The organism is Chitinophaga rupis (assembly GCF_900109685.1).
Classification (GTDB): domain Bacteria; phylum Bacteroidota; class Bacteroidia; order Chitinophagales; family Chitinophagaceae; genus Chitinophaga; species Chitinophaga rupis.
Genome location: NZ_FOBB01000012.1, coordinates 255,697 through 273,476, shown reverse-complemented (window position 1 = coordinate 273,476; position 17,780 = coordinate 255,697). Strand labels below are relative to the sequence as shown.

Sequence of the window (17,780 nt, the reverse complement as noted above, 5' to 3'; positions counted from 1 at the left end):
GGCTTCCTTTAATTGTTTTTCCTTATCTGTATTGGGGGCTCCTGCTTTTAGGTCCGGTGAGCCAACTGCTGGATCTTTTTTAACTACTGGCAGCTGATCCTGGCTGTAATGCCTTTCGTACCAGGACACCATACTCCTAACGACCTCTCTGTTTTTAAGGCCGTACTTCTTTGCCAACTCTCCATAGCTTTGATCTGTCGATAGATATTCCCGGGCAACGCTGATTTTCAAGGTCTCGGCGTAGATAGGAGGTGGTCCTAATGATTTTCCTTTCATGTTAGTAATTTAATTAATCCTTAATTAACCCCCAACATGTAAAGTCAATTCTGAATCAATACAGGGTTTGCAATAAAGGTGTTGGGCTGGCTGGAAGGGATTGGCGCTGGGCAGGATGGCACTGAAACGGCAGTTTGTACTAATAAAAAAGCCCGGAACATGGTTCCAGGCTTTCTTTTATAAGTTAAAACTTATTAGCGCTATTTTAAAGGCAACAGGATCCGCAATTTATGGAACTGCTGCATGTTAGTAGGCTGCTGTACCTGAACATTGTACGGCAGTACAAACGTTACATTCCCTTTTTTATAGGTCATTACGGACTTTATGTTCCAGGAAGTAGGGGATATTAGCTTAAACTCAGAGCTTAAGGTACCGCTGTAGCGGAAACCATCCAGGCTGAGGTTAGTTTTGGGCATGGCCCCCAGTAAAAAACGGTTTTCCGTTTTTTTAGCCACTTTGTCTTTATCACTGTTAAGCGCCAGGTCGTTTGCCCGTGCGGTCAGCACGCAGCAAATCAACATGCCTGCCAATAAACAGGTCAATGAAAAAGACTGCAATATGAAGGTTCTCGTTTTCATTGTATCTACAAATGTACAAACTTTTCAATATATCATATAACAAATTCTTAACGCAATTTACAACTATTTCCTAAAAATCTGTTAAAAATTCCATGAATGGCGTCCTTTTGTCTGCATTTGCGTGGTTCAATAAAAGTATTATATTTACAATAATGAATCAAGACTTTCCATTATTTAACGAGGATTTTGAGGAGCTTAGAGACTTGTTGCAGCAGTTTGAAAACCTCAGAGCTGGCCAGTCTCATTCCTTTTTAGACGAAGATTCCTTTGAGCAGATCATCGACTACTACGATGAGCATGACGAGCTGCCGAATGCAATTCAGGCTGCAGAAATAGCTATCGAACAATTTCCTTACTCATCCACCCTTTTACTGAAAAAAGCAAACCTCCTTATAGAAACCAAGAAATACCCGGATGCGCTGGAGCTGCTGGAAAAGGCTGCTATCCTGGACAGTACGGATATTAACCTGTACATCCTGCAAACGGATATTTACCTGGCCCTGAACCAGCACGAAAAAGCTGCTTCGGTACTGGAGGAGCAGATCAAACAGTTTGACGGGGATGACCGCACGGAGCTGCTGCTGGAGCTGGCGGACGTATATGATGACTGGGAGGAGTTTGACCGCGTATTTGACTGTCTGAAAATAGCCCTGGAGCATGATCCTAATAACGAGGAAGCCCTCCATAAGATCTGCTTCTGGACAGAGTATACCGGGCGCAATGAAGAAAGCATACGCCTGCATACCCAGATCATTAACGACCACCCGTATAACCAGCTGGCCTGGTTTAACCTGGGTACTGCCTACCAGGGGCTAAAGCTGTATGAAAAGGCCATAGATGCCTATTTGTACGCTGTAGCCATTGATGAAAAATTCGACTACGCTTACCGCAATATGGGCGATGCGTATATCCGCCTCCGTAAGTTCCAGGAAGCTATTGAAGTGTTGCAGAAACACCTGGAAATAGCCAAGCCGGAAGATGTGATCTATGAAGCCATAGGCCACTGCTACGAGAAGATGCGTAAATTCACCCAGGCCCGCTATTACTATCGCAAGGCATCGCACTTAAGCCCGCAGGATGATAAGCTGTATTATAAGATAGCTGTTGCCTATATGATGGAGGCTAACTGGGAAAATGCGGTAAAATCCATCGCCAGCGCGCTTAAGATCAACAAAGGCAGCTCTGAATATTTCATAGCCCTGGGCCAGTGTTACCTGGAGCTGGGCAAGAATAAAGATGCGCTGATCCAGTTTATGAGCGCCCTGCGTATTAAACCGCGAAGCGTTACCACCTGGCAGGAGTTCATCCGCGCGCTGTATGTAGCCCGCTTTTTTGATGAAGCCATGGTGCAGCTGGATGAGGGCGAGCAGAAGCTGGGCCGCAAGCCGGTATTTATTTATTTCCGTGCGGCGGTATTGATCACCACCGGCCGTACCAAAGAAGGCCTGATACAGCTGGAAACCGCGCTGCAGCTGGCCCCCCGCCAATTGAAGAAGATGGTGGAGCTGGACCCTACGCTTTTGCAGCATACCAGCGTGGTAGAGCTGATAGCCCGGTATAGAAAAAAGAAAAAGTAAATAGTGAAAAATTAAGATAAGTGCCTGTTCCGATCCATTGGGACAGGTTTTTGTTTTTTAGGGAAATGTGTTGAAACACCGTTTAGAAGGCGGTGGATGTGTAGGTATAAATCAGCGGACTGCCAACTGCCGGCTAAAGACTGCCAACTATAGTACGGGGATGCATAATCATAAATTAATCCTATTGTTTGGCTGCCCTGCCGAAAAGCAGTTTATAAATTAGAGATAGTTCTTATTTTTGCGCCGGTTTTCCACTTTGGTTTGACTTGGCATAAATAACAGACAGCATGAATTTCAATCTTACTCAGCTCCCGGACCGTACAAAGCAGCCCCGCACCCATGGGTTAACCATGGTAATGGATAAAGGCCTTAGCGTGGAAGAAGCCCGCAACTTTTTGTCAGTGGCGGCACCTCATATGGATATACTGAAGCTGGGCTTCGGCACTTCTTTTGTTACGCCCCGGTTGCGTGAAAAAATAGAACTATACCAATCGCATAACATACCTGTGTATTTTGGAGGCACCCTGTTTGAAGCCTTTCTGATCCGCAACCAGCTGGATGAATATATTAAAGTGGTGCAGGACTATGGCATTACCTACATGGAGGTGTCTGACGGTTCCATTACCATACCGCATGCGGAAAAGTGCGGTTATATTGAAAAGCTGTCCAAACTCGGGCTGGTGCTGAGTGAAGTAGGATCCAAAGATGCAGAACATATCATTCCTCCCTATAAATGGATAGAGCTGATGCGTGCAGAGCTGGAAGCCGGCGCCACCTATGTAATTGCCGAAGCCCGCGAAAGCGGTAACGTAGGCATTTACCGCGGCAGTGGTGAGGTACGTGAAGGTTTGGTACAGGAAATACTAACACAGATCCCGGCTGAAAAGATCATTTGGGAAGCGCCGCAAAAAGCGCAGCAGCTTTACTTCCTGGAGCTGGTAGGGTGTAATGTGAACCTGGGCAACCTGGCCCCGCATGAAGTAATAGCCCTGGAAGCTATGCGTATTGGCCTGCGTGGCGATACGTTCCATTTGTTCCTGGACCAGGAATAATTACGAATTGTCAATTACGAATTACGAATTGAGTACTGCGGTAAAATAGGTATCCTTACTTTTATGCAGGAAATCTGCCTTTTGAGGTACACAATTCGTAATTCGTAATTCCTAATTGAAAATTTATGAAAGTATACGGTCTAATCGGTTACCCGTTGAGCCATTCTTTTTCCAAGGGATTTTTTGCCGAAAAATTCCAGCGGGAAGGGATCACCGGCTGTGTGTATGAAAACTTTCCACTTACCAGCATCAGTGAGCTGCCGGCATTGCTGGAACGTACAGACCTGTATGGCATTAATGTTACCATTCCCTATAAAGAAGCGGTATTACCTTTCCTGGATGAATTTAGCCCTGCCGCAGAGCAAATAAAAGCGGTGAACTGCATCTGCTTTCATGCCGGTAAAAGAAAGGGATTTAATACGGATGTAATTGGTTTTAAAAGATCCTTACTGCCGTTAATAAAACCGCATCATACCCATGCGCTGATACTGGGTACAGGCGGCGCTGCCAAAGCCGTAATGTTTGTGCTGGAAGAGCTGAATATACCCTTTACTGTCGTAAGCCGCAGCGCGCAACCCGGTACCGTGGCTTATGAAGCATTGGACGCTGCTGTTATTGAAATGCATACGATCATCATTAATACCTCGCCCGTAGGCATGTACCCGCAAACAGATGCGGCGCCTGCACTGCCGTATGATGCTATTACCCGGCATCATTTGTTATATGACCTGATCTATAATCCTGCTGAAACATTGTTCCTGCAAAAAGGTGCGGCACAGGGAGCTGTTACCAAGAACGGCCATGAAATGCTGGTGCTGCAGGCAGAGGCCAGCTGGGAGATCTGGAATGAGAAGCAGTAATTAATTAATAATTAATGGGCTGGTTTGCGCGATAGAAGGGAAAACGTAAAAAGTAGCAAAACATCAAACATTCGTAATTCGTAATTGATAATTCGTAATTAAAGTACCTGCCGGCATTATTTGATCAGGTAGTATACGCAGGTAGTTACAAAGTTCCGAACAAAAGGTAAATGTGTTACAGGGCCCCACTGGGTGCGGGGTTGCAGCCCGAACTTATATTTATAAATAGGATTAATGAGGTAATGTTTTTTAAGTGTTACCGTAAACCCCTGCTGCTTCACTATTTTCTCAAAACGTTCAATAGAAATACCGGTATCCTTTATTTCCATTAGCTCCTGTATGGTGCTGCTATGCTCACCGCCTGCTTTCAGCAATGCGCGGTATAAAGGGCGTGGCAGCAAATGTATGTAAGGCAGCATGCTTAATACCTTGCTGTTACAGATCTGCTGGTGGCCGCCATGCGGCATATACCAGGGCGGAAATCCAAAGTACACCTGCCCGTTGGGTGTGAGCAGGTTTTTCAGATAACCAATGATCTTTGACTGATCCGGGATGTGCTCAATAGCATCTTTAAGGATGATGAGATCAAAAGAATTTCTGAACTCGCCCAGGAAATCAACGTCGTAAATATTTTTGGAGATCAGGCGCAGCTGCCCGTTCTGTACATAATTACTTAAGAAATTATTGGCCAGCTCAATACGGATGGGATCCAGGTCAACCCCTACACACTGGCAGCCCTTTTCCAGCAGGGGTGTTAACACACCGCCTTCCCCGCAGCCTATTTCCATTACGCGCATACCAGGCACTAAAGGCATGGCCTGTTCAATGAACGGAAGTACGTAGGTGCGCGAGTTATCTACCTGTTGCTGATACCGGAGGTTGGCGTCTTTATGCTGTTGTAAGGCCATAAGGCGCTAAAATAATAAAAAAGCGGCAAGGTGCAAGTTGTGGGGTGGCATGGTTCATTATCTTTGCGCCATGAATCAGAACCAGGAAAAAAATATTTACGAGGAAGGACAGGTGCTGTTGATGAATAAACCCCTGCACTGGACCTCTTTTGATGTAGTGCGCAAGATCCGTAATACCACCAAAGCCAAAATAGGACATGCCGGCACGCTGGACCCGCTGGCTACCGGTTTGCTTATTTGCTGTACCGGTAAAATGACTAAAAAGATCAATGAATACCAGGCACAGGAAAAAGAATATACCGGTACTTTTACATTAGGCGCTGTTACCCCCACATTTGACCTGGAATCTGCCCCTGAACAATTTAAAGATACTGCTGGTATTGATGAAGCGCTGCTGCACGCCACCACGCAGCGTTTTATGGGACAGCAGCAGCAGCTGCCGCCCATTCACTCCGCTATTAAGCAAAACGGTAAGCCCATTTATCACCTGGCCCGGCAGGGGGTGGAGGTAAAGGTGGAGCCCCGCAATATCTTCATCAAAGAATTTGAGCTCACTAAAATTGAAATGCCGGTGGTGTTCTTTCGCGTAGTGTGCAGCACGGGTACCTACATTCGCTCACTGGCTAATGATTTCGGCGCTGCGCTGGGTTGTGGCGCTTATCTGAGCAGCTTATGCAGAACGCGCATCGGGGAATTTAAGCTGGAAGATGCGGTAGAGGTGAGTGAGTTTATAGAACAACACAAGAAATAATTTGTAATTAAAACGGGTATCCGATCGCTACGTTCCAGATGATATTTTCCCTTCTCCATTTGGAATCTGCCAGGTTCCATTCACCAATGTACCAGCCGCTTTTCTGGCCGGTAAAGTAGGGTACTTTCAGGGGAATGCCCCAGTCCAGCCGCACCAGGAAGAAGGTGAAATCCAGGCGCAAACCCGCGCCGGTACCTACTGCGAGGTCGTGATACAGTTTGTTCAGGCGGAACTCGCCGCCGGGGCGCAGGTCATCTTTACTCAGCATCCAGATGTTACCAATATCCAGGAAGGTAGCGCCTTTGAGGTTTACGCTGCCGTTAAACATGCGCAGCATGTCAAAGCGGAACTCCACATTGCCCTCCAGCTTCATATCACCGGTTTGGTCGGGGAAGATCCTGGCAATAGCAGAAGAGTCTTTATAAGAGCCGGGGCCCAGGGTACGCAGGCGCCAGGCACGTATGCTTAAAGGGCCGCCTGACGTGAACTGCCGTATATAGGGCAATACATCCGACTTGCCATATGGAATGCCTACGCCGCCGTATACACGGGTAGCCACGGTATTGTGCAGATTTATGTTCCAGTAGTGCCGGTAATCGGCCTCCAGCTTTACAAAGTTGGAGATCGTTAACCCGGTTACGGATTCCAGGTTGCTTTTATTTCCGGTAATTCCGTTCATAATACTGTTAATGCCATTGAGCCACAGGCCGGATTCTTCGATATTAGCGCGGAAGTAGGAGTTATGCCATTTATGCAGCACATCGTTATTGCTGAAAATGTAGGTAATATTTTCGCCGCCAATGAATGCCGGTTCAAAGCTCCTTTTCAGGTAAGGGTTCTGGGCCACTACCGTGTCCCGGAAATCAGGGTTCAGGCTTACACCCACGTAGTTAAGCGAAATGGGTTTTACGATCCAGCGTTTGTAAATGGTTTCATTCCACTCATATCCAAAAGAGGCATTGATGTTATTGATCTTAAAACGATCGATCCTGGAAAGGTAATCCCAGCCGGCGCTCAGGCGGGTGCGGATGGTGGCGCGGTTACTGCTGCGGATGCGGAACGGCGTAATAAAGCGCGGAAACATCAGGTCTACCTGCCCGCCCAGCTGTTTGGCCTGTAGCACAAAGGCATCGTCCTGGTTGCGGATCATTTCCAATCCTGCATTCAAGCTTACGCCTAACTGGTTGGCGGCGCGGTTCACATTCAGGTGCCGGTAGTTAAAGCTTACACCGCTACCCACCAGGTAATCGCTGCTGGTGCTTACCTCAAAGTTGGCGCCCAGCTCCTGTTTACGTTTAGGCGTCATGTACAGGAAGGCATCCAGCTTATTGGCGGTATCCTTCTTCTCCTTATACTGCAGGGTTACAAACTGCCAGATGTTCAGATCGTACAGGCGGTTAATGGCGCTGGTTTGCTGCTGCTGGGAATACAGATCACCACTGCGTAACAACACGGAGCGTGACAACACTTTGGGCTTCAGTATTTCCTGTTTGGAACGGATGGTGATGTATTTGCGGTTATCGGTCTTAAAACCGGTATCGGCCGGGTTGCCATTGATCGGGAAATCCGGGTACACGTAAATGGAATCTATGTAATAACGTTCCCAGGCCGTGAGTGTATCTTCCGGGTTCTTGATGCGCACCGTAATATCCATGGTAGGCTTTTCAAGCCCTTTACGCTCATTAAAAATATTGGTGATGCCTTCAAAAGGGTTCAGCGGGTTGCGGAACAGCGCTTTATGCAGGGTATCTATCTCAAACTCAATGGCATCGCGGCTGAACTTAAAGTAACCGGCATTTTTTACCAGGCGCATCAGGCGTTCCCGCTCACTTACCAGGGCATCCTGTTTATAAGGCGTGTTCTTCTTGATCAGGGAAAAGGCGGCTGCATCTGTTACCAGCTTATGTATGGAAGAATCTTTAACATCGTAATAAATGTTGTTCACTATAAAGTTCTTACCGGTATTTACATAATAGGTAACACTGGCTTTCTGGCGTTTGATCTTTTCGGTATAAGTGGCCGTGGCATAAAAGTAACCCTGGTTATTCAGGTAGCTTACCATGCGCTGCAGGGATTCTTTTGTTTTAAGGGAATCGTACACCACCGGCGCTTCCAGGTTGCGCGGAGCCAGGATCAGGCTCCAGAACCAGTTGGATTTTTTTTCGTTATACTTTTCGTTGTACAGGAATGTTTTGATGCGGGTGCCTACAAACTTGGTATTGGCCTGTTGCAACATTAGCTGCTTGGAGCTGAGAGAGCTACGGAGGTCCTGCCGGTCGGCAGATACCAGGCCTTCCCCTTTTACGCTTACATCGCTGGTAACATAAAGGGCCTGATTTTTTTGCAGGTATTTGGTGTTGGAGCAAGCCGCCAGCGTTAGCAGGGCAATCAGTAGTACTGTTGTATAGTTCAGGTTAAAAGAATGGGAACTATGTGGCGGCTGCATCTCGGTGAAAACAATTATGATATTTTTTAAATAGTTTTGACACCATGTTGTCAAAGGCGCAAATTAAGCATATTCAATCATTACAGCAGAAAAAATACCGCCAAAAATACGGTCAGTTCATGGCGGAAGGCGATAAGATTGTGCAGGAGCTGCTGCAGGCAGGGCTTGTACAGGAAGTATATGCAACGGCTGATTGGCTGGAAGAGCAGCATGCTTTAGTAGCCACACTTCCTGCTGCTAAGGTGCATGAAGTGGAGCCGCAGTTGCTAAAACAGCTGTCTGCACTCACCACACCTAACCGCGCCATGGCCTTGCTGCCTATACCGCCTGCAAAGGCAACCGGTGATCTGAGCGGTACAATAGCGCTGGCATTGGAAACCATACAGGACCCGGGCAACCTGGGTACGATTATTCGTATAGCCGACTGGTTTGGTATTCCGCAGGTGATCTGCTCACCAGATTGCGTGGATGCCTATAACCCTAAGACCATCCAGGCCACCATGGGCAGCATTGCACGTGTGCAGGTAGTGGAGCATGATATTATCCCGCTGCTGCACCAGGCCAATGTACCTGCTTATGCGGCCACTTTGCAGGGAAAGAATATTGTTGAATTTTCACCTATTAAAGAAGGGATCATACTCATTGGCAACGAGTCGCGTGGCCTTAGTCAGCCGGTAATTGACCTTTGTAAATACCGGATCACTATTCCCAGGCTGGGCGGCGCAGAGAGCCTGAATGCCGCAGTGGCGACGGGGATTATTTGTGGTCGATTGCTTTTGAATTAATAATGAATAATTAAGAATTAATAATCGCAAGGCTTTTAGAACGCGGCTATGTGGTTGCCCTTAAGGCAGGTGAAGTGATGGTATTCTTTATTATAATTGTTCATTGTTCATTCTTAATTATTAATTACTTGAACTGGATTGCTTTTACAGGTGTGATCCGGCGAATAATGAGAGAAGGGATAAGTAATACCAGTATGCAAATACCAAAGGTAGAGAGGTTAATGAGCACTACTTCCCACCAGCGCAGGTCAATGGCAGCTACAGACATATAGTAGGATTCTTCCGGCAGTTTAAAAAAGCCGGTTGCTTTTTGCAGGAAGGCCAAACCCAGACCCAGCAGGTTCCCCAGCAATAAACCACTTAATACAATATACCCTGCCTGGTAAATAAATACTTTTTGAATATGCCAGTTGCGCATGCCTAATGCCTTTACAATACCCACCATGTTGGTACGTTCCAGTATCAGGATCAGGATGGCGGTGATCATGTTGATCACGGCTACAATAGTCATGATCACTACTATGATCACCTCATTTTTATTCTGTAAGCGCAGCCAGTCGAAGATGTTGGGATATATTTCCCGGATGGTGCGTACGAACAGTTTTTCCGGGATCTGGGAATAGATCACCTGCCCAACATCGTCCATCTCCTGGTAGCGCTTCACAAAGATCTCGTATCCCCCGATATCCGTGGGGTTCCAGTTATTGAGCTTGCGGATCAGTCCCAGGTCGCCAATGATGTAGGTTTTATCATATTCCTCAATGCCGGTTTTGTATATGCCCGTTACCGTTAGCTTACGTGCACGGGGGGCCTGGCCGCCGCCCTGTATAAAGTATACAATGATCTTATCGTTCAGCTTTAATTGCAGCTCTTTAGCCAGGCTTACGGAAATAATGGCTTCGGGCGCGTAGCTGCTGTCTGTATAATGAATAGGCCGGCCCTGCACCAGGAAACGTTGCAGGTGCTGCCAGTTATAACGGGCATCCACTCCTTTAAAGATCACGCCTTCAATATCCTTTTCTGCCTTAAGGATGGCCGATTTGGTGGCGTAGGCATTTACGGCGGTTACACCGGGTATACGGCTAATGCTATCGGCCAGGGAGCTGTCTGCCATAAAAGGGATCTGTTCTGTAAGCGGCCCTGCATTAACCTGGTACTGCGTTACATGAATGTGGCCCCAGAAGCTGAAGATCTTTTCCTGTATCACCTGCTGAAAGCCGTTCACCAGCGCAGTAGCCAGTATCATTACCGCTACGCTGATGGCAGTGGCAATAATGGCAATGTTGATGATGAACCTTGAAAAGGAAGATCCTTTGTTGAATGCGATCCGCCTGGCGATAAAGAAAGATAAACGCATGATGGTACGAAGAAACGGAAAAAAGAGGAGAAATTGAGCGGGAAGGTAATGGGGAAATGATGAAGGAATAGTTGTAACTTAAACCCTCTATTCAAGTGTTATGAAGATACAATGCCTTTTCCTGCTGATGATGGCAGGACAACTGCTGGCCACCTACCCTGCTGCTGCACAGGAAACGTCCCCCTCACCGGACCATATTTACTACAACAACATTAAATCGGTGAAATTCAGTGCCAACGGCGATCCGCTGAGCCTCCCGGTGATACAGCTTAACTCCAGCGAGAAACTGGAGCTGAGCTTTGATGACCTGGATAACGATACCAAGAACTATTACTACTCCTTTGTTTTATGCAATGCCGACTGGAGCCGGGCGCAGGTAAATACCTTTGATTACCTGCAGGGTTTTTCAGAGAACCGTATACAGAACTACCGCTTTTCCAGCATTGCGTTACAGAAGTATACGCACTACAGCGTATCTGTACCTAACAGCAACAGCTACCCGAAAAAATCAGGCAACTACCTGCTGATGGTATACCTGGACAGCGATACCAGCCAGCTGGCCTTTACCCGCCGTATGATGGTGGCGGATAATAAGGCGGGGGTAGCCGGTTTTATACAGCAGCCGGTAAGTCCCAAACTGTTCCGCACCAGCCAAAAGGTGAACTTTTCCATTACTACCGGCGGGCTGAATATCAACAATCCTTTTGACCAGATCAAGATATACATATTGCAGAACTACCGCTGGGATAATGCTATCAGTAATATTAAACCCATGTTCCTGAAGGGATCGGAAATTGTTTATAATACGGAGGTGGACTGCGTGTTCCCGGCGGGTAAGGAATGGCGCTGGGTAGACCTGCGCAGCTTTCGCCTGCAAACGGAGCGGGTAGAGAAATCGGACTACCGGCGTAACGGTACCGATATTTATGTCCGGCCGGATATAGCGCGGGCCAACACCATGTACCAGTTTATTAAAGACATTAACGGCCGTTTTCAGCTGGCTACCCTGGATGATTACGATCCTAATTTTGAAGGGGATTATGCGGCGGTGCATTTTACATTCCCTTCACGGGAGCCATATGCGGGATACGACATGTACATTTTCGGCGAGCTAACCAGCTATGAGTTCAATGAGAGCAATAAAATGGTATACAACCCTGATAAAGGCGCGTATGAAGGCACCCTGTTCCTGAAGCAGGGCTATTACAATTATATCTATGGCCTGATAGATAAAACGGTACCCAACAGCAAGTTCAGTACGGAATATACGGAAGGCGACAGCTGGGAGGCAGAAAATAATTATACCATCCTCATATACTATCGTGCCCTGGGCGGTCGTGCTGATGAACTGGTAGGAATGGTGAACCTGAACAGCATACTTAACAGGAAATAAAGGTTATTCAGCCCCTAGATATGTTCCGGCTGGTGTACTTCAGCTTCCTGCTGCAGCACGCTTTGCCGTAGTTTTACAATATTGGCAGCGCCGCGCTTGATGATGATGCGGGTACCGCGGTCAAACGTAAAGTAGCGGTAAAACCAGTTGATCAGTACCACCATCTTGTTACGGAAACCCAGCAGGCTCATAAGATGCACAACTGCCCAGATAAACCAAGCAAAACGCCCGCTTAACTTTGTTTTACCAATTTCTGCTACGGCTTTGTTGCGCCCAATGGTGGCCAGGTTACCAAGATCCTTGTATTTAAAAGGCAGCATGTTGGTGCCTCTTAAACGTTTGGTCAGGTTCTCTGCTACCAGCTTACCCTGCTGTATGGCCACCTGCGCCACCATGGGGTAACCCCGGGGAAATTTAGGATCGTTGGTCATTTGAGCAATATCGCCAATAGCCAGTATGTTCTCATATCCTTTTACCTGGCAAAACTCATTTACCATAATACGGCCATTAGGCAGTATGATATCTTTTTCAAAACCATTAATAGGCACGCCTTTAACACCGGCGGCCCATATGAGAGATTTGGTAGCTATTTTTTCGCCGCTGCCCAGCAGTAATGTTTGCCCATCATAGTCCTTTACCGTGGTATTCACCAATACCTTAATGCCTAAACGCTCTGAACCTTCCCGGGCTTTGCCGGATGAGAACTCGCTCATGGCAGGCAGCAGGCGGGGGCCCATTTCTACCAGGTAAATTTTCATACAGTCAAGGGGCAGCTCGGGATAATCTTTAGGCAGAATGTATTTACGCAGCTCGGAAATGGCGCCGGCCATTTCCACGCCGGTAGGGCCGCCACCCACTATTACAAACGTGAGCTTGGCTTTTACTTCTGCTTCATCAGTAAGCAGCAGGCTTTCCTCAAACTGTTTTATTACGTAGTTACGGATCTGAACGGCTTCTATCAGTGATTTCATACCAATGCCATGCTCTTCTATCAGCTTATTGCCAAAGAAATTGGTATTGCTGCCGGTGGCTATTACCAGGTAATCGTAACGGATATCTCCGATGCCGGTTTCCAGTATATTTTCTGCGGGCCGCACGCCTTTTACTTCGGCCATGCGGAAATGCAGGTTCTTTTGAGTACCAAAAATGCCACGTAATGGGAAAGCAATACTATCCGGCTCCAGCCCGGCAGTAGATACCTGGTATAAAAGAGGTTGAAAAAGATGATAGTTGTTCCTGTCAAGCAAAACCACCTGTACCGGGGCTTTGCGGAGCTTTTTGGCCAGGTTAACGCCTCCAAAGCCACCACCTACGATCACTACACGGGGCAAGCTGGTTTCCGGAATATTGGGCTGCATCATAACAAATTATTTATTGATGAGACAATCTTTAGTACTGCACTACAACAGGCGACAAATGCTGTACCAGCGATAGTGCTTTTAGGTTTAAATTACATATCAAAATTACAAAACTTTCAGAAAATAATGAAAGATATGTTTAATCCCTGATATAAATCGTGTGGAAAACTAAGAAGAGGCTGGTATAAATACGCATTTTCCTATATGCGTACCCGTATAAATACGTGTTGGGGGAAATGAGGGAAAATACTGAAATCTGCTAAATGCTAAACGCTGAATGCTGAACGCCGAACACTTAATGCGGTGCAATAAGGGAACGGGCTGAATATAATGTGGGAAAGCGTTATGCGTTCGGCGTTTAGCATTCAGCCTAAAAAAAATCCCGGTACAACTGGCATTGTACCGGGACACCATCTTAAAAAGTATACAATCTTTACCTGGTTTTCTTGGCATCTTCCAGGAACTTGGCCAGGCCAATATCGGTAAGCGGATGTTTGAGCAGGCCCAGGATTGAATCTAACGGGCAGGTACAAACGTCGGCGCCGGCTTCTGCGCACTTTACAATATGTAAAGCGCTGCGGATAGAGGCAGCCAGTATTTCCGTTTTAAAGCTCTGTAAGCTGTAAATGTTGGCGATCTGGGCAATCAGGTCCACACCATCCCATGCGCTGTCATCTATACGGCCAATGAAAGGCGATACATAGGTAGCGCCGGCTTTGGCAGCCAGTATAGCCTGCCCTGCTGAGAACACCAGGGTACAGTTGGTTTTGATCTTATTTTCGGTGAACCATTTAATGGCTTTTACCCCGTCTTTGATCATGGGCACTTTTACCACAATGCGGGGGTGCAGGGCCGCCAGCTTTTTACCTTCTTCAATAATACCGTCAAAGTCGGTTGAGATCACTTCCGCACTTACATCACCCTTTACCATATCGCAAATGGTTACGTAATGCTTCATGATGGCTTCTTCGCCTTTAATGCCTTCTTTGGCCATCAGGGAAGGGTTGGTGGTTACCCCGTCTAAAATTCCCAGGTCGTGCGCTTCCTGTATCTGTGCAAGGTTAGCTGTATCTATAAAGAATTTCATATAATAAAGTATTTGTCTTTTAATTGAGTTATTGATCTGCTTCACATGACGCTTTTGCAGCAGGATAATACTTTTCAGGATTAGATGCCTACGTGCATTTGCAGTACAATGATAACAGGAGCAGTTGTTAGATGGATCAGGTCATTGAGCGCCGGTATTGGTCATTAGCGGTGGAGGAAGAAAATAGCCACCGGATGACTATTTGATGGCACTAATGACGCTGGAAGAACTTGGAACTTAAGGAAAAAAAAACGGCAAGTTACTTACATCGCACCGCTACAACCGCCTACCCTTGCTACATTCCTGTCCTGGGGGAGTTCAGCAGGAGCTGGTCGTATAAGACTTGCCGGTTGCAAAGGTAAGGGAATTGAGGAAAAATGCAAACTTTCTGTAGAAATAATCATATTGGTTCACACGTAGTTATACGTATATTTTAAAAAATAATATAAATTAGTGAACATTTCCATAGAAATACGGTTTATTTGTGATGTATTCTTTAACCTATTTTAAAACCTCTGTTTAAAAACCAGTTATTTTATGGATTCTGCAATGTCATCCTTCTTCATTGTTTTTGGTATTATCATCCTGGCTATTGTCGTGCTGATAGTTGCCAGTATGTGGAAGATCTTTGAAAAAGCCGGACAGCCTGGCTGGGCCGCCATTGTGCCTATTTATAACTTATACATCCTTACCAAGATCATTGGTAAACCAGGATGGTGGGTTTTATTAATGATCATTCCTTACCTGAACATCATTTTCATGATCTGGGCTTATAACCTGCTCAGCAAAAGCTTCGGTAAGGACACCGGTTTTACCGTTGGCCTGGTATTACTGGGTATTGTTTTCTTCCCGATCCTGGCATTTGACAAATCTATCGTGTACCAGGGACCTGCCGGTAACCCTTCTGCCGGTTTGGGCGATCAGATCCAGAGCATTGGCGCGGACATTAGATAGGCTGGAAAGCTCTTCACAAGGGAAAAGTATTAACTGAAGGTGTTCCGCAAAGGCGGAGCACCTTTTTTTATCCTGAAAATGCCCCTTTCGGGTCATGGATTTGCCGGCCCTGCGCAGTAATTTTAAAAGCCTGAAAAAGGGACATCAAAACTATACCTCTATGGAAACAATTCATCCATCCTCCGGCCAGCAAGACCTATTGGCTGATCTTGACGAAATTGTAGTTTTAAATCATGCTACACAGGGGCAGCGTTTTGCCAATTACCTGATTGACCTGATCGTTACCTATTTAATTGCGTTTGGCCTGCTGTTCCTGCTGGGTGTGGGCATTAGCCTGAACGGCGGCGATACGGAAGACCTGCCGGATCAAACGGGGCTGTATTACCTGGCTGTGTACTCTTCCCTGATCCTTTATACCAGCGTAATGGAAGCCTTTAACAAGGGCCGTACTATTGGTAAGCTGATCACGGGCACCTATGCGGTAAAGAATGACGGGCAACCCCTGGATTTTGGTACTGCGCTTAAACGCAGCTTTAGCCGCATTGTACCTTTTGAACCGTTTTCCGGTTTTGGCGCAGCGCCCTGGCATGACAAGTGGACGGATACTACTGTAGTGAAAAAATAAGGCGGGTTAATCTTTTGTAACGTAGTAATTATAATCGTTCAAAAGGGTTTCGAGGAATTGCACATGTTCCATTTCCGTTTCAATCTTAAGTACATCCCTTACCCGGTAGGCCACCTTGGCGCTTAATTCCTGGTTATTGGATTTAAGTGCCAGGTCCATCAGCTCTTTTACTTTATTGAGGTCCTTATCCGAAAGGCGCAGGATCTGTGGAAAATGGGGCTGGTAGTCTGTTTGGGATACTTCCCGGAAAATAGTGTCGCTTAGCTTGCTTTTGTTTTTGGTGTTCACCACAATGGTGCCGGCTACCAGATCGCCCAGGCGCTGGTTGTATTTGGAGCGGATGATGGACACAAGAGGTACTACACCCCATATGATCACCGGCGTTTCCAGGATACGGAATAACCAGCGGATCATATGCTGGCTAAAGCTGGGCGGGTTACCCAGCAGGCTTACTACTTTGATACCAACAGCTTTTTTACCCGGTGTTTGTCCGCGCATGAACATTTCCATTAACAGGAAATAAAAGCTAATGGGGATCAGGATGCTCCAGAAAGCAAAAATGTTTTTGCCATCGCTGGGCCAGTTAACATTCGACACTACTACCAGCACCAGGCACAGGTAGGCGCCCCGCACCAGCAGGTCAATAAACCAGGCGCCAATACGCTGGCCAATGTCGGAAGCCTCAAATTCCAGGTCAATGTTAAAAGCAGTTGGTATTTTTATAGCAGCCATATTACAAATTTACTAATTAATGCATATGTTTGTTCGATATGAGAGAATCTACTTTCATTAAAAAGAACCTGGCCCGCTGGAAACAGTATCAGGAGGAGCCCAGTGAAGACCCGGATGTGATGGCGGAGCGGTTCACCAGTTTGCTGGATGATCTTGCCTATGCGAAAACTTTTTACAGTTTCAGCAAAGTAACCCTGTATATCAATGGCATGGCGGCGGCCATTTACCAGTATATTTACCGCAACCGCCGGGAAGAGGCAGGGCGGGTGCGCCGGTTCCTTTTATACGAGCTGCCTTTGCTGCTGCGCAGGCACCACCGGTTGCTGCTGTTCACCTTCTCTTATTTTTTACTGTTCAGCATCATAGGCGCTTTTTCTGCGGCGCATGATGAAAGTTTTGTACGCGGGGTACTGGGAGATGAGTATGTGAACATGACGGAGCAGAACATCAGCAACGGCGATCCGTTTGGCGTATATAAAAGCGGTAATGAATGGGTCATGTTCCTGTCCATTGCCTACAACAATATTAACGTGGCCTTTATGTGTTTTGTGAGCGGGATTATGTTTGCCGTGGGCACTTTATGGCTGCTGTTCAAGAATGGTATTATGCTGGGATCTTTCCAGTATTATTTTTTTGCCAAAGGACTGGGCTGGCAATCGGTACTGGTAATATGGATCCATGGTACGCTGGAAATATCGGCCATTGTAATTGCCGGTACTGCAGGTATGATCATGGGCAGCGGTTTGCTTTTTCCCGGTACGCGCAAGCGGGTAGATTCATTAAAAAGAGCCGCCAAAGACGGTGTAAAAGTAATTGTTAGCCTGGTGCCGGTGTTTATTGTAGCGGCTTTCCTGGAAGGGTTTGTAACCCGCCACACGGCAATGCCTATGTGGCTGAGTATCTCCATCCTGGTGTTATCACTCACTTTTATTGTGGGCTATTTTGTAATATACCCCATACGCGTGCAGCGCAAAGGCTACCGGCTGACGATCGACGGGACATTGATAAAACCTGCGGATAAAAAGGATTGATCAGATCCGG

17 protein-coding genes and 1 other RNA gene are annotated in these 17,780 nt (G+C 46.7%); 9 read left to right on the top strand and 9 right to left on the bottom strand.

All coding sequences use genetic code 11. The annotated features are described in order from the left end of the window. Together BMZ54_RS32855 and BMZ54_RS30895 are read right to left on the bottom strand one after the other, a co-directional pair. Positions 1 to 276: transposase (locus tag BMZ54_RS32855; protein ID WP_143081196.1), on the bottom strand; the 276-nt coding region annotated here is incomplete at its 3' end. Positions 277 to 476: 200 nt separating this feature from the next. Beyond that, the gene (locus BMZ54_RS30895) at positions 477 to 854 is read right to left on the bottom strand and encodes a hypothetical protein (RefSeq protein ID WP_143081195.1); all 378 of its coding nucleotides are present in this window, start codon (positions 852 to 854) and stop codon (positions 477 to 479) included. A gap of 152 nt (positions 855 to 1,006) precedes the next feature. On the opposite strand from BMZ54_RS30895, the gene BMZ54_RS30890 reads away from it, so the two are divergent. The 3 genes from BMZ54_RS30890 to BMZ54_RS30880 all read left to right on the top strand — a co-directional run bounded on the left by BMZ54_RS30890 (position 1,007) and on the right by BMZ54_RS30880 (position 4,343). Beyond that, entirely contained in the window at positions 1,007 to 2,431 is a 1,425-nt protein-coding gene (locus tag BMZ54_RS30890; protein WP_089920856.1) for a tetratricopeptide repeat protein, read from the top strand. Positions 2,432 to 2,718: 287 nt separating this feature from the next. Beyond that, entirely contained in the window at positions 2,719 to 3,483 is a 765-nt protein-coding gene (locus BMZ54_RS30885; RefSeq protein WP_089920853.1) for a phosphosulfolactate synthase, read from the top strand. A 125-nt stretch (positions 3,484 to 3,608) separates the two neighbouring features. Then, positions 3,609 to 4,343 carry a shikimate dehydrogenase family protein gene (locus BMZ54_RS30880; RefSeq protein WP_089920851.1) on the top strand — a complete coding sequence of 245 codons (735 nt, stop codon included), beginning with the start codon at positions 3,609 to 3,611 and terminating at the stop codon, positions 4,341 to 4,343. 116 nt (positions 4,344 to 4,459) lie between these two features. On the opposite strand, the gene BMZ54_RS30875 is transcribed toward BMZ54_RS30880, so the two are convergent. After that, on the bottom strand, positions 4,460 to 5,251 hold the full coding sequence (locus BMZ54_RS30875; protein WP_089920849.1) for a class I SAM-dependent methyltransferase: 792 nt from the start codon (positions 5,249 to 5,251) through the stop codon (positions 4,460 to 4,462). 70 nt (positions 5,252 to 5,321) lie between these two features. Between BMZ54_RS30875 and truB the strand changes: the two genes are divergently transcribed. Beyond that, complete coding sequence (truB, locus tag BMZ54_RS30870; protein WP_089920919.1) at positions 5,322 to 6,002, top strand: tRNA pseudouridine(55) synthase TruB; 681 nt, start codon at positions 5,322 to 5,324, stop codon at positions 6,000 to 6,002. 7 nt (positions 6,003 to 6,009) lie between these two features. Here truB and tamL read toward each other — a convergent pair whose 3' ends face one another. Further along, complete coding sequence (tamL, locus tag BMZ54_RS30865; RefSeq protein ID WP_089920847.1) at positions 6,010 to 8,448, bottom strand: translocation and assembly module lipoprotein TamL; 2,439 nt, start codon at positions 8,446 to 8,448, stop codon at positions 6,010 to 6,012. A 44-nt stretch (positions 8,449 to 8,492) separates the two neighbouring features. Here tamL and BMZ54_RS30860 point away from each other — a divergent pair, with 44 nt between their 5' ends. After that, positions 8,493 to 9,233, top strand: a complete 741-nt coding sequence (locus BMZ54_RS30860) for a TrmH family RNA methyltransferase (RefSeq protein WP_089920845.1) — start codon at positions 8,493 to 8,495, stop codon at positions 9,231 to 9,233. Between the two features lie 124 nt (positions 9,234 to 9,357). Here the strand turns inward: BMZ54_RS30860 and BMZ54_RS30855 are convergent, their stop codons facing one another. After that, complete coding sequence (locus tag BMZ54_RS30855) at positions 9,358 to 10,590, bottom strand: ABC transporter permease (protein WP_089920839.1); 1,233 nt, start codon at positions 10,588 to 10,590, stop codon at positions 9,358 to 9,360. Positions 10,591 to 10,690: 100 nt separating this feature from the next. Here BMZ54_RS30855 and BMZ54_RS30850 point away from each other — a divergent pair, with 100 nt between their 5' ends. Then, positions 10,691 to 11,983: a type IX secretion system plug protein gene (locus BMZ54_RS30850; protein ID WP_089920837.1), complete on the top strand. Its 1,293-nt coding sequence runs from the start codon at positions 10,691 to 10,693 to the stop codon at positions 11,981 to 11,983. Between the two features lie 14 nt (positions 11,984 to 11,997). Here the strand turns inward: BMZ54_RS30850 and BMZ54_RS30845 are convergent, their stop codons facing one another. From BMZ54_RS30845 to ffs, 3 genes are all read right to left on the bottom strand, one after another. Beyond that, positions 11,998 to 13,344 carry an NAD(P)/FAD-dependent oxidoreductase gene (locus tag BMZ54_RS30845; protein ID WP_089920836.1) on the bottom strand — a complete coding sequence of 449 codons (1,347 nt, stop codon included), beginning with the start codon at positions 13,342 to 13,344 and terminating at the stop codon, positions 11,998 to 12,000. A gap of 430 nt (positions 13,345 to 13,774) precedes the next feature. Then, positions 13,775 to 14,428 (bottom strand): fructose-6-phosphate aldolase, encoded by a 654-nt coding sequence (fsa, locus tag BMZ54_RS30840; RefSeq protein WP_089920834.1) that lies wholly within the window; start codon positions 14,426 to 14,428, stop codon positions 13,775 to 13,777. 249 nt (positions 14,429 to 14,677) lie between these two features. Then, positions 14,678 to 14,777: signal recognition particle sRNA small type (gene ffs, locus BMZ54_RS30835), an RNA gene on the bottom strand. 188 nt (positions 14,778 to 14,965) lie between these two features. Between ffs and BMZ54_RS30830 the strand changes: the two genes are divergently transcribed. Both BMZ54_RS30830 and BMZ54_RS30825 read left to right on the top strand, forming a co-directional pair. Continuing rightward, on the top strand, positions 14,966 to 15,382 hold the full coding sequence (locus BMZ54_RS30830; RefSeq protein ID WP_089920833.1) for a DUF5684 domain-containing protein: 417 nt from the start codon (positions 14,966 to 14,968) through the stop codon (positions 15,380 to 15,382). Between the two features lie 160 nt (positions 15,383 to 15,542). Then, a complete protein-coding gene (locus BMZ54_RS30825; protein WP_162277722.1) occupies positions 15,543 to 16,007 on the top strand; it encodes an RDD family protein in 465 nt (154 codons plus the stop codon). A gap of 6 nt (positions 16,008 to 16,013) precedes the next feature. On the opposite strand, the gene BMZ54_RS30820 is transcribed toward BMZ54_RS30825, so the two are convergent. Further along, positions 16,014 to 16,739, bottom strand: a complete 726-nt coding sequence (locus BMZ54_RS30820) for an RDD family protein (protein WP_089920830.1) — start codon at positions 16,737 to 16,739, stop codon at positions 16,014 to 16,016. A 38-nt stretch (positions 16,740 to 16,777) separates the two neighbouring features. Here BMZ54_RS30820 and BMZ54_RS30815 point away from each other — a divergent pair, with 38 nt between their 5' ends. Further along, on the top strand, positions 16,778 to 17,770 hold the full coding sequence (locus BMZ54_RS30815) for a stage II sporulation protein M (RefSeq protein ID WP_089920828.1): 993 nt from the start codon (positions 16,778 to 16,780) through the stop codon (positions 17,768 to 17,770). The last annotated feature ends 10 nt before the right edge of the window (positions 17,771 to 17,780 follow it).

What these genes read in the sequence shown, in the direction of transcription:
- BMZ54_RS30895 (WP_143081195.1), bottom strand. Translation starts at nt 854, where the DNA reads ATGAAAACGAGAACCTTCATATTGCAGTCTTTTTCATTGACCTGTTTA.
- BMZ54_RS30890 (WP_089920856.1), top strand. Translation starts at nt 1,007, where the DNA reads ATGAATCAAGACTTTCCATTATTTAACGAGGATTTTGAGGAGCTTAGA.
- BMZ54_RS30885 (WP_089920853.1), top strand. Translation starts at nt 2,719, where the DNA reads ATGAATTTCAATCTTACTCAGCTCCCGGACCGTACAAAGCAGCCCCGC.
- BMZ54_RS30880 (WP_089920851.1), top strand. Translation starts at nt 3,609, where the DNA reads ATGAAAGTATACGGTCTAATCGGTTACCCGTTGAGCCATTCTTTTTCC.
- BMZ54_RS30875 (WP_089920849.1), bottom strand. Translation starts at nt 5,251, where the DNA reads ATGGCCTTACAACAGCATAAAGACGCCAACCTCCGGTATCAGCAACAG.
- truB (WP_089920919.1), top strand. Translation starts at nt 5,322, where the DNA reads ATGAATCAGAACCAGGAAAAAAATATTTACGAGGAAGGACAGGTGCTG.
- tamL (WP_089920847.1), bottom strand. Translation starts at nt 8,448, where the DNA reads ATGCAGCCGCCACATAGTTCCCATTCTTTTAACCTGAACTATACAACA.
- BMZ54_RS30860 (WP_089920845.1), top strand. Translation starts at nt 8,493, where the DNA reads ATGTTGTCAAAGGCGCAAATTAAGCATATTCAATCATTACAGCAGAAA.
- BMZ54_RS30855 (WP_089920839.1), bottom strand. Translation starts at nt 10,590, where the DNA reads ATGCGTTTATCTTTCTTTATCGCCAGGCGGATCGCATTCAACAAAGGA.
- BMZ54_RS30850 (WP_089920837.1), top strand. Translation starts at nt 10,691, where the DNA reads ATGAAGATACAATGCCTTTTCCTGCTGATGATGGCAGGACAACTGCTG.
- BMZ54_RS30845 (WP_089920836.1), bottom strand. Translation starts at nt 13,344, where the DNA reads ATGATGCAGCCCAATATTCCGGAAACCAGCTTGCCCCGTGTAGTGATC.
- fsa (WP_089920834.1), bottom strand. Translation starts at nt 14,428, where the DNA reads ATGAAATTCTTTATAGATACAGCTAACCTTGCACAGATACAGGAAGCG.
- BMZ54_RS30830 (WP_089920833.1), top strand. Translation starts at nt 14,966, where the DNA reads ATGGATTCTGCAATGTCATCCTTCTTCATTGTTTTTGGTATTATCATC.
- BMZ54_RS30825 (WP_162277722.1), top strand. Translation starts at nt 15,543, where the DNA reads ATGGAAACAATTCATCCATCCTCCGGCCAGCAAGACCTATTGGCTGAT.
- BMZ54_RS30820 (WP_089920830.1), bottom strand. Translation starts at nt 16,739, where the DNA reads ATGGCTGCTATAAAAATACCAACTGCTTTTAACATTGACCTGGAATTT.
- BMZ54_RS30815 (WP_089920828.1), top strand. Translation starts at nt 16,778, where the DNA reads ATGAGAGAATCTACTTTCATTAAAAAGAACCTGGCCCGCTGGAAACAG.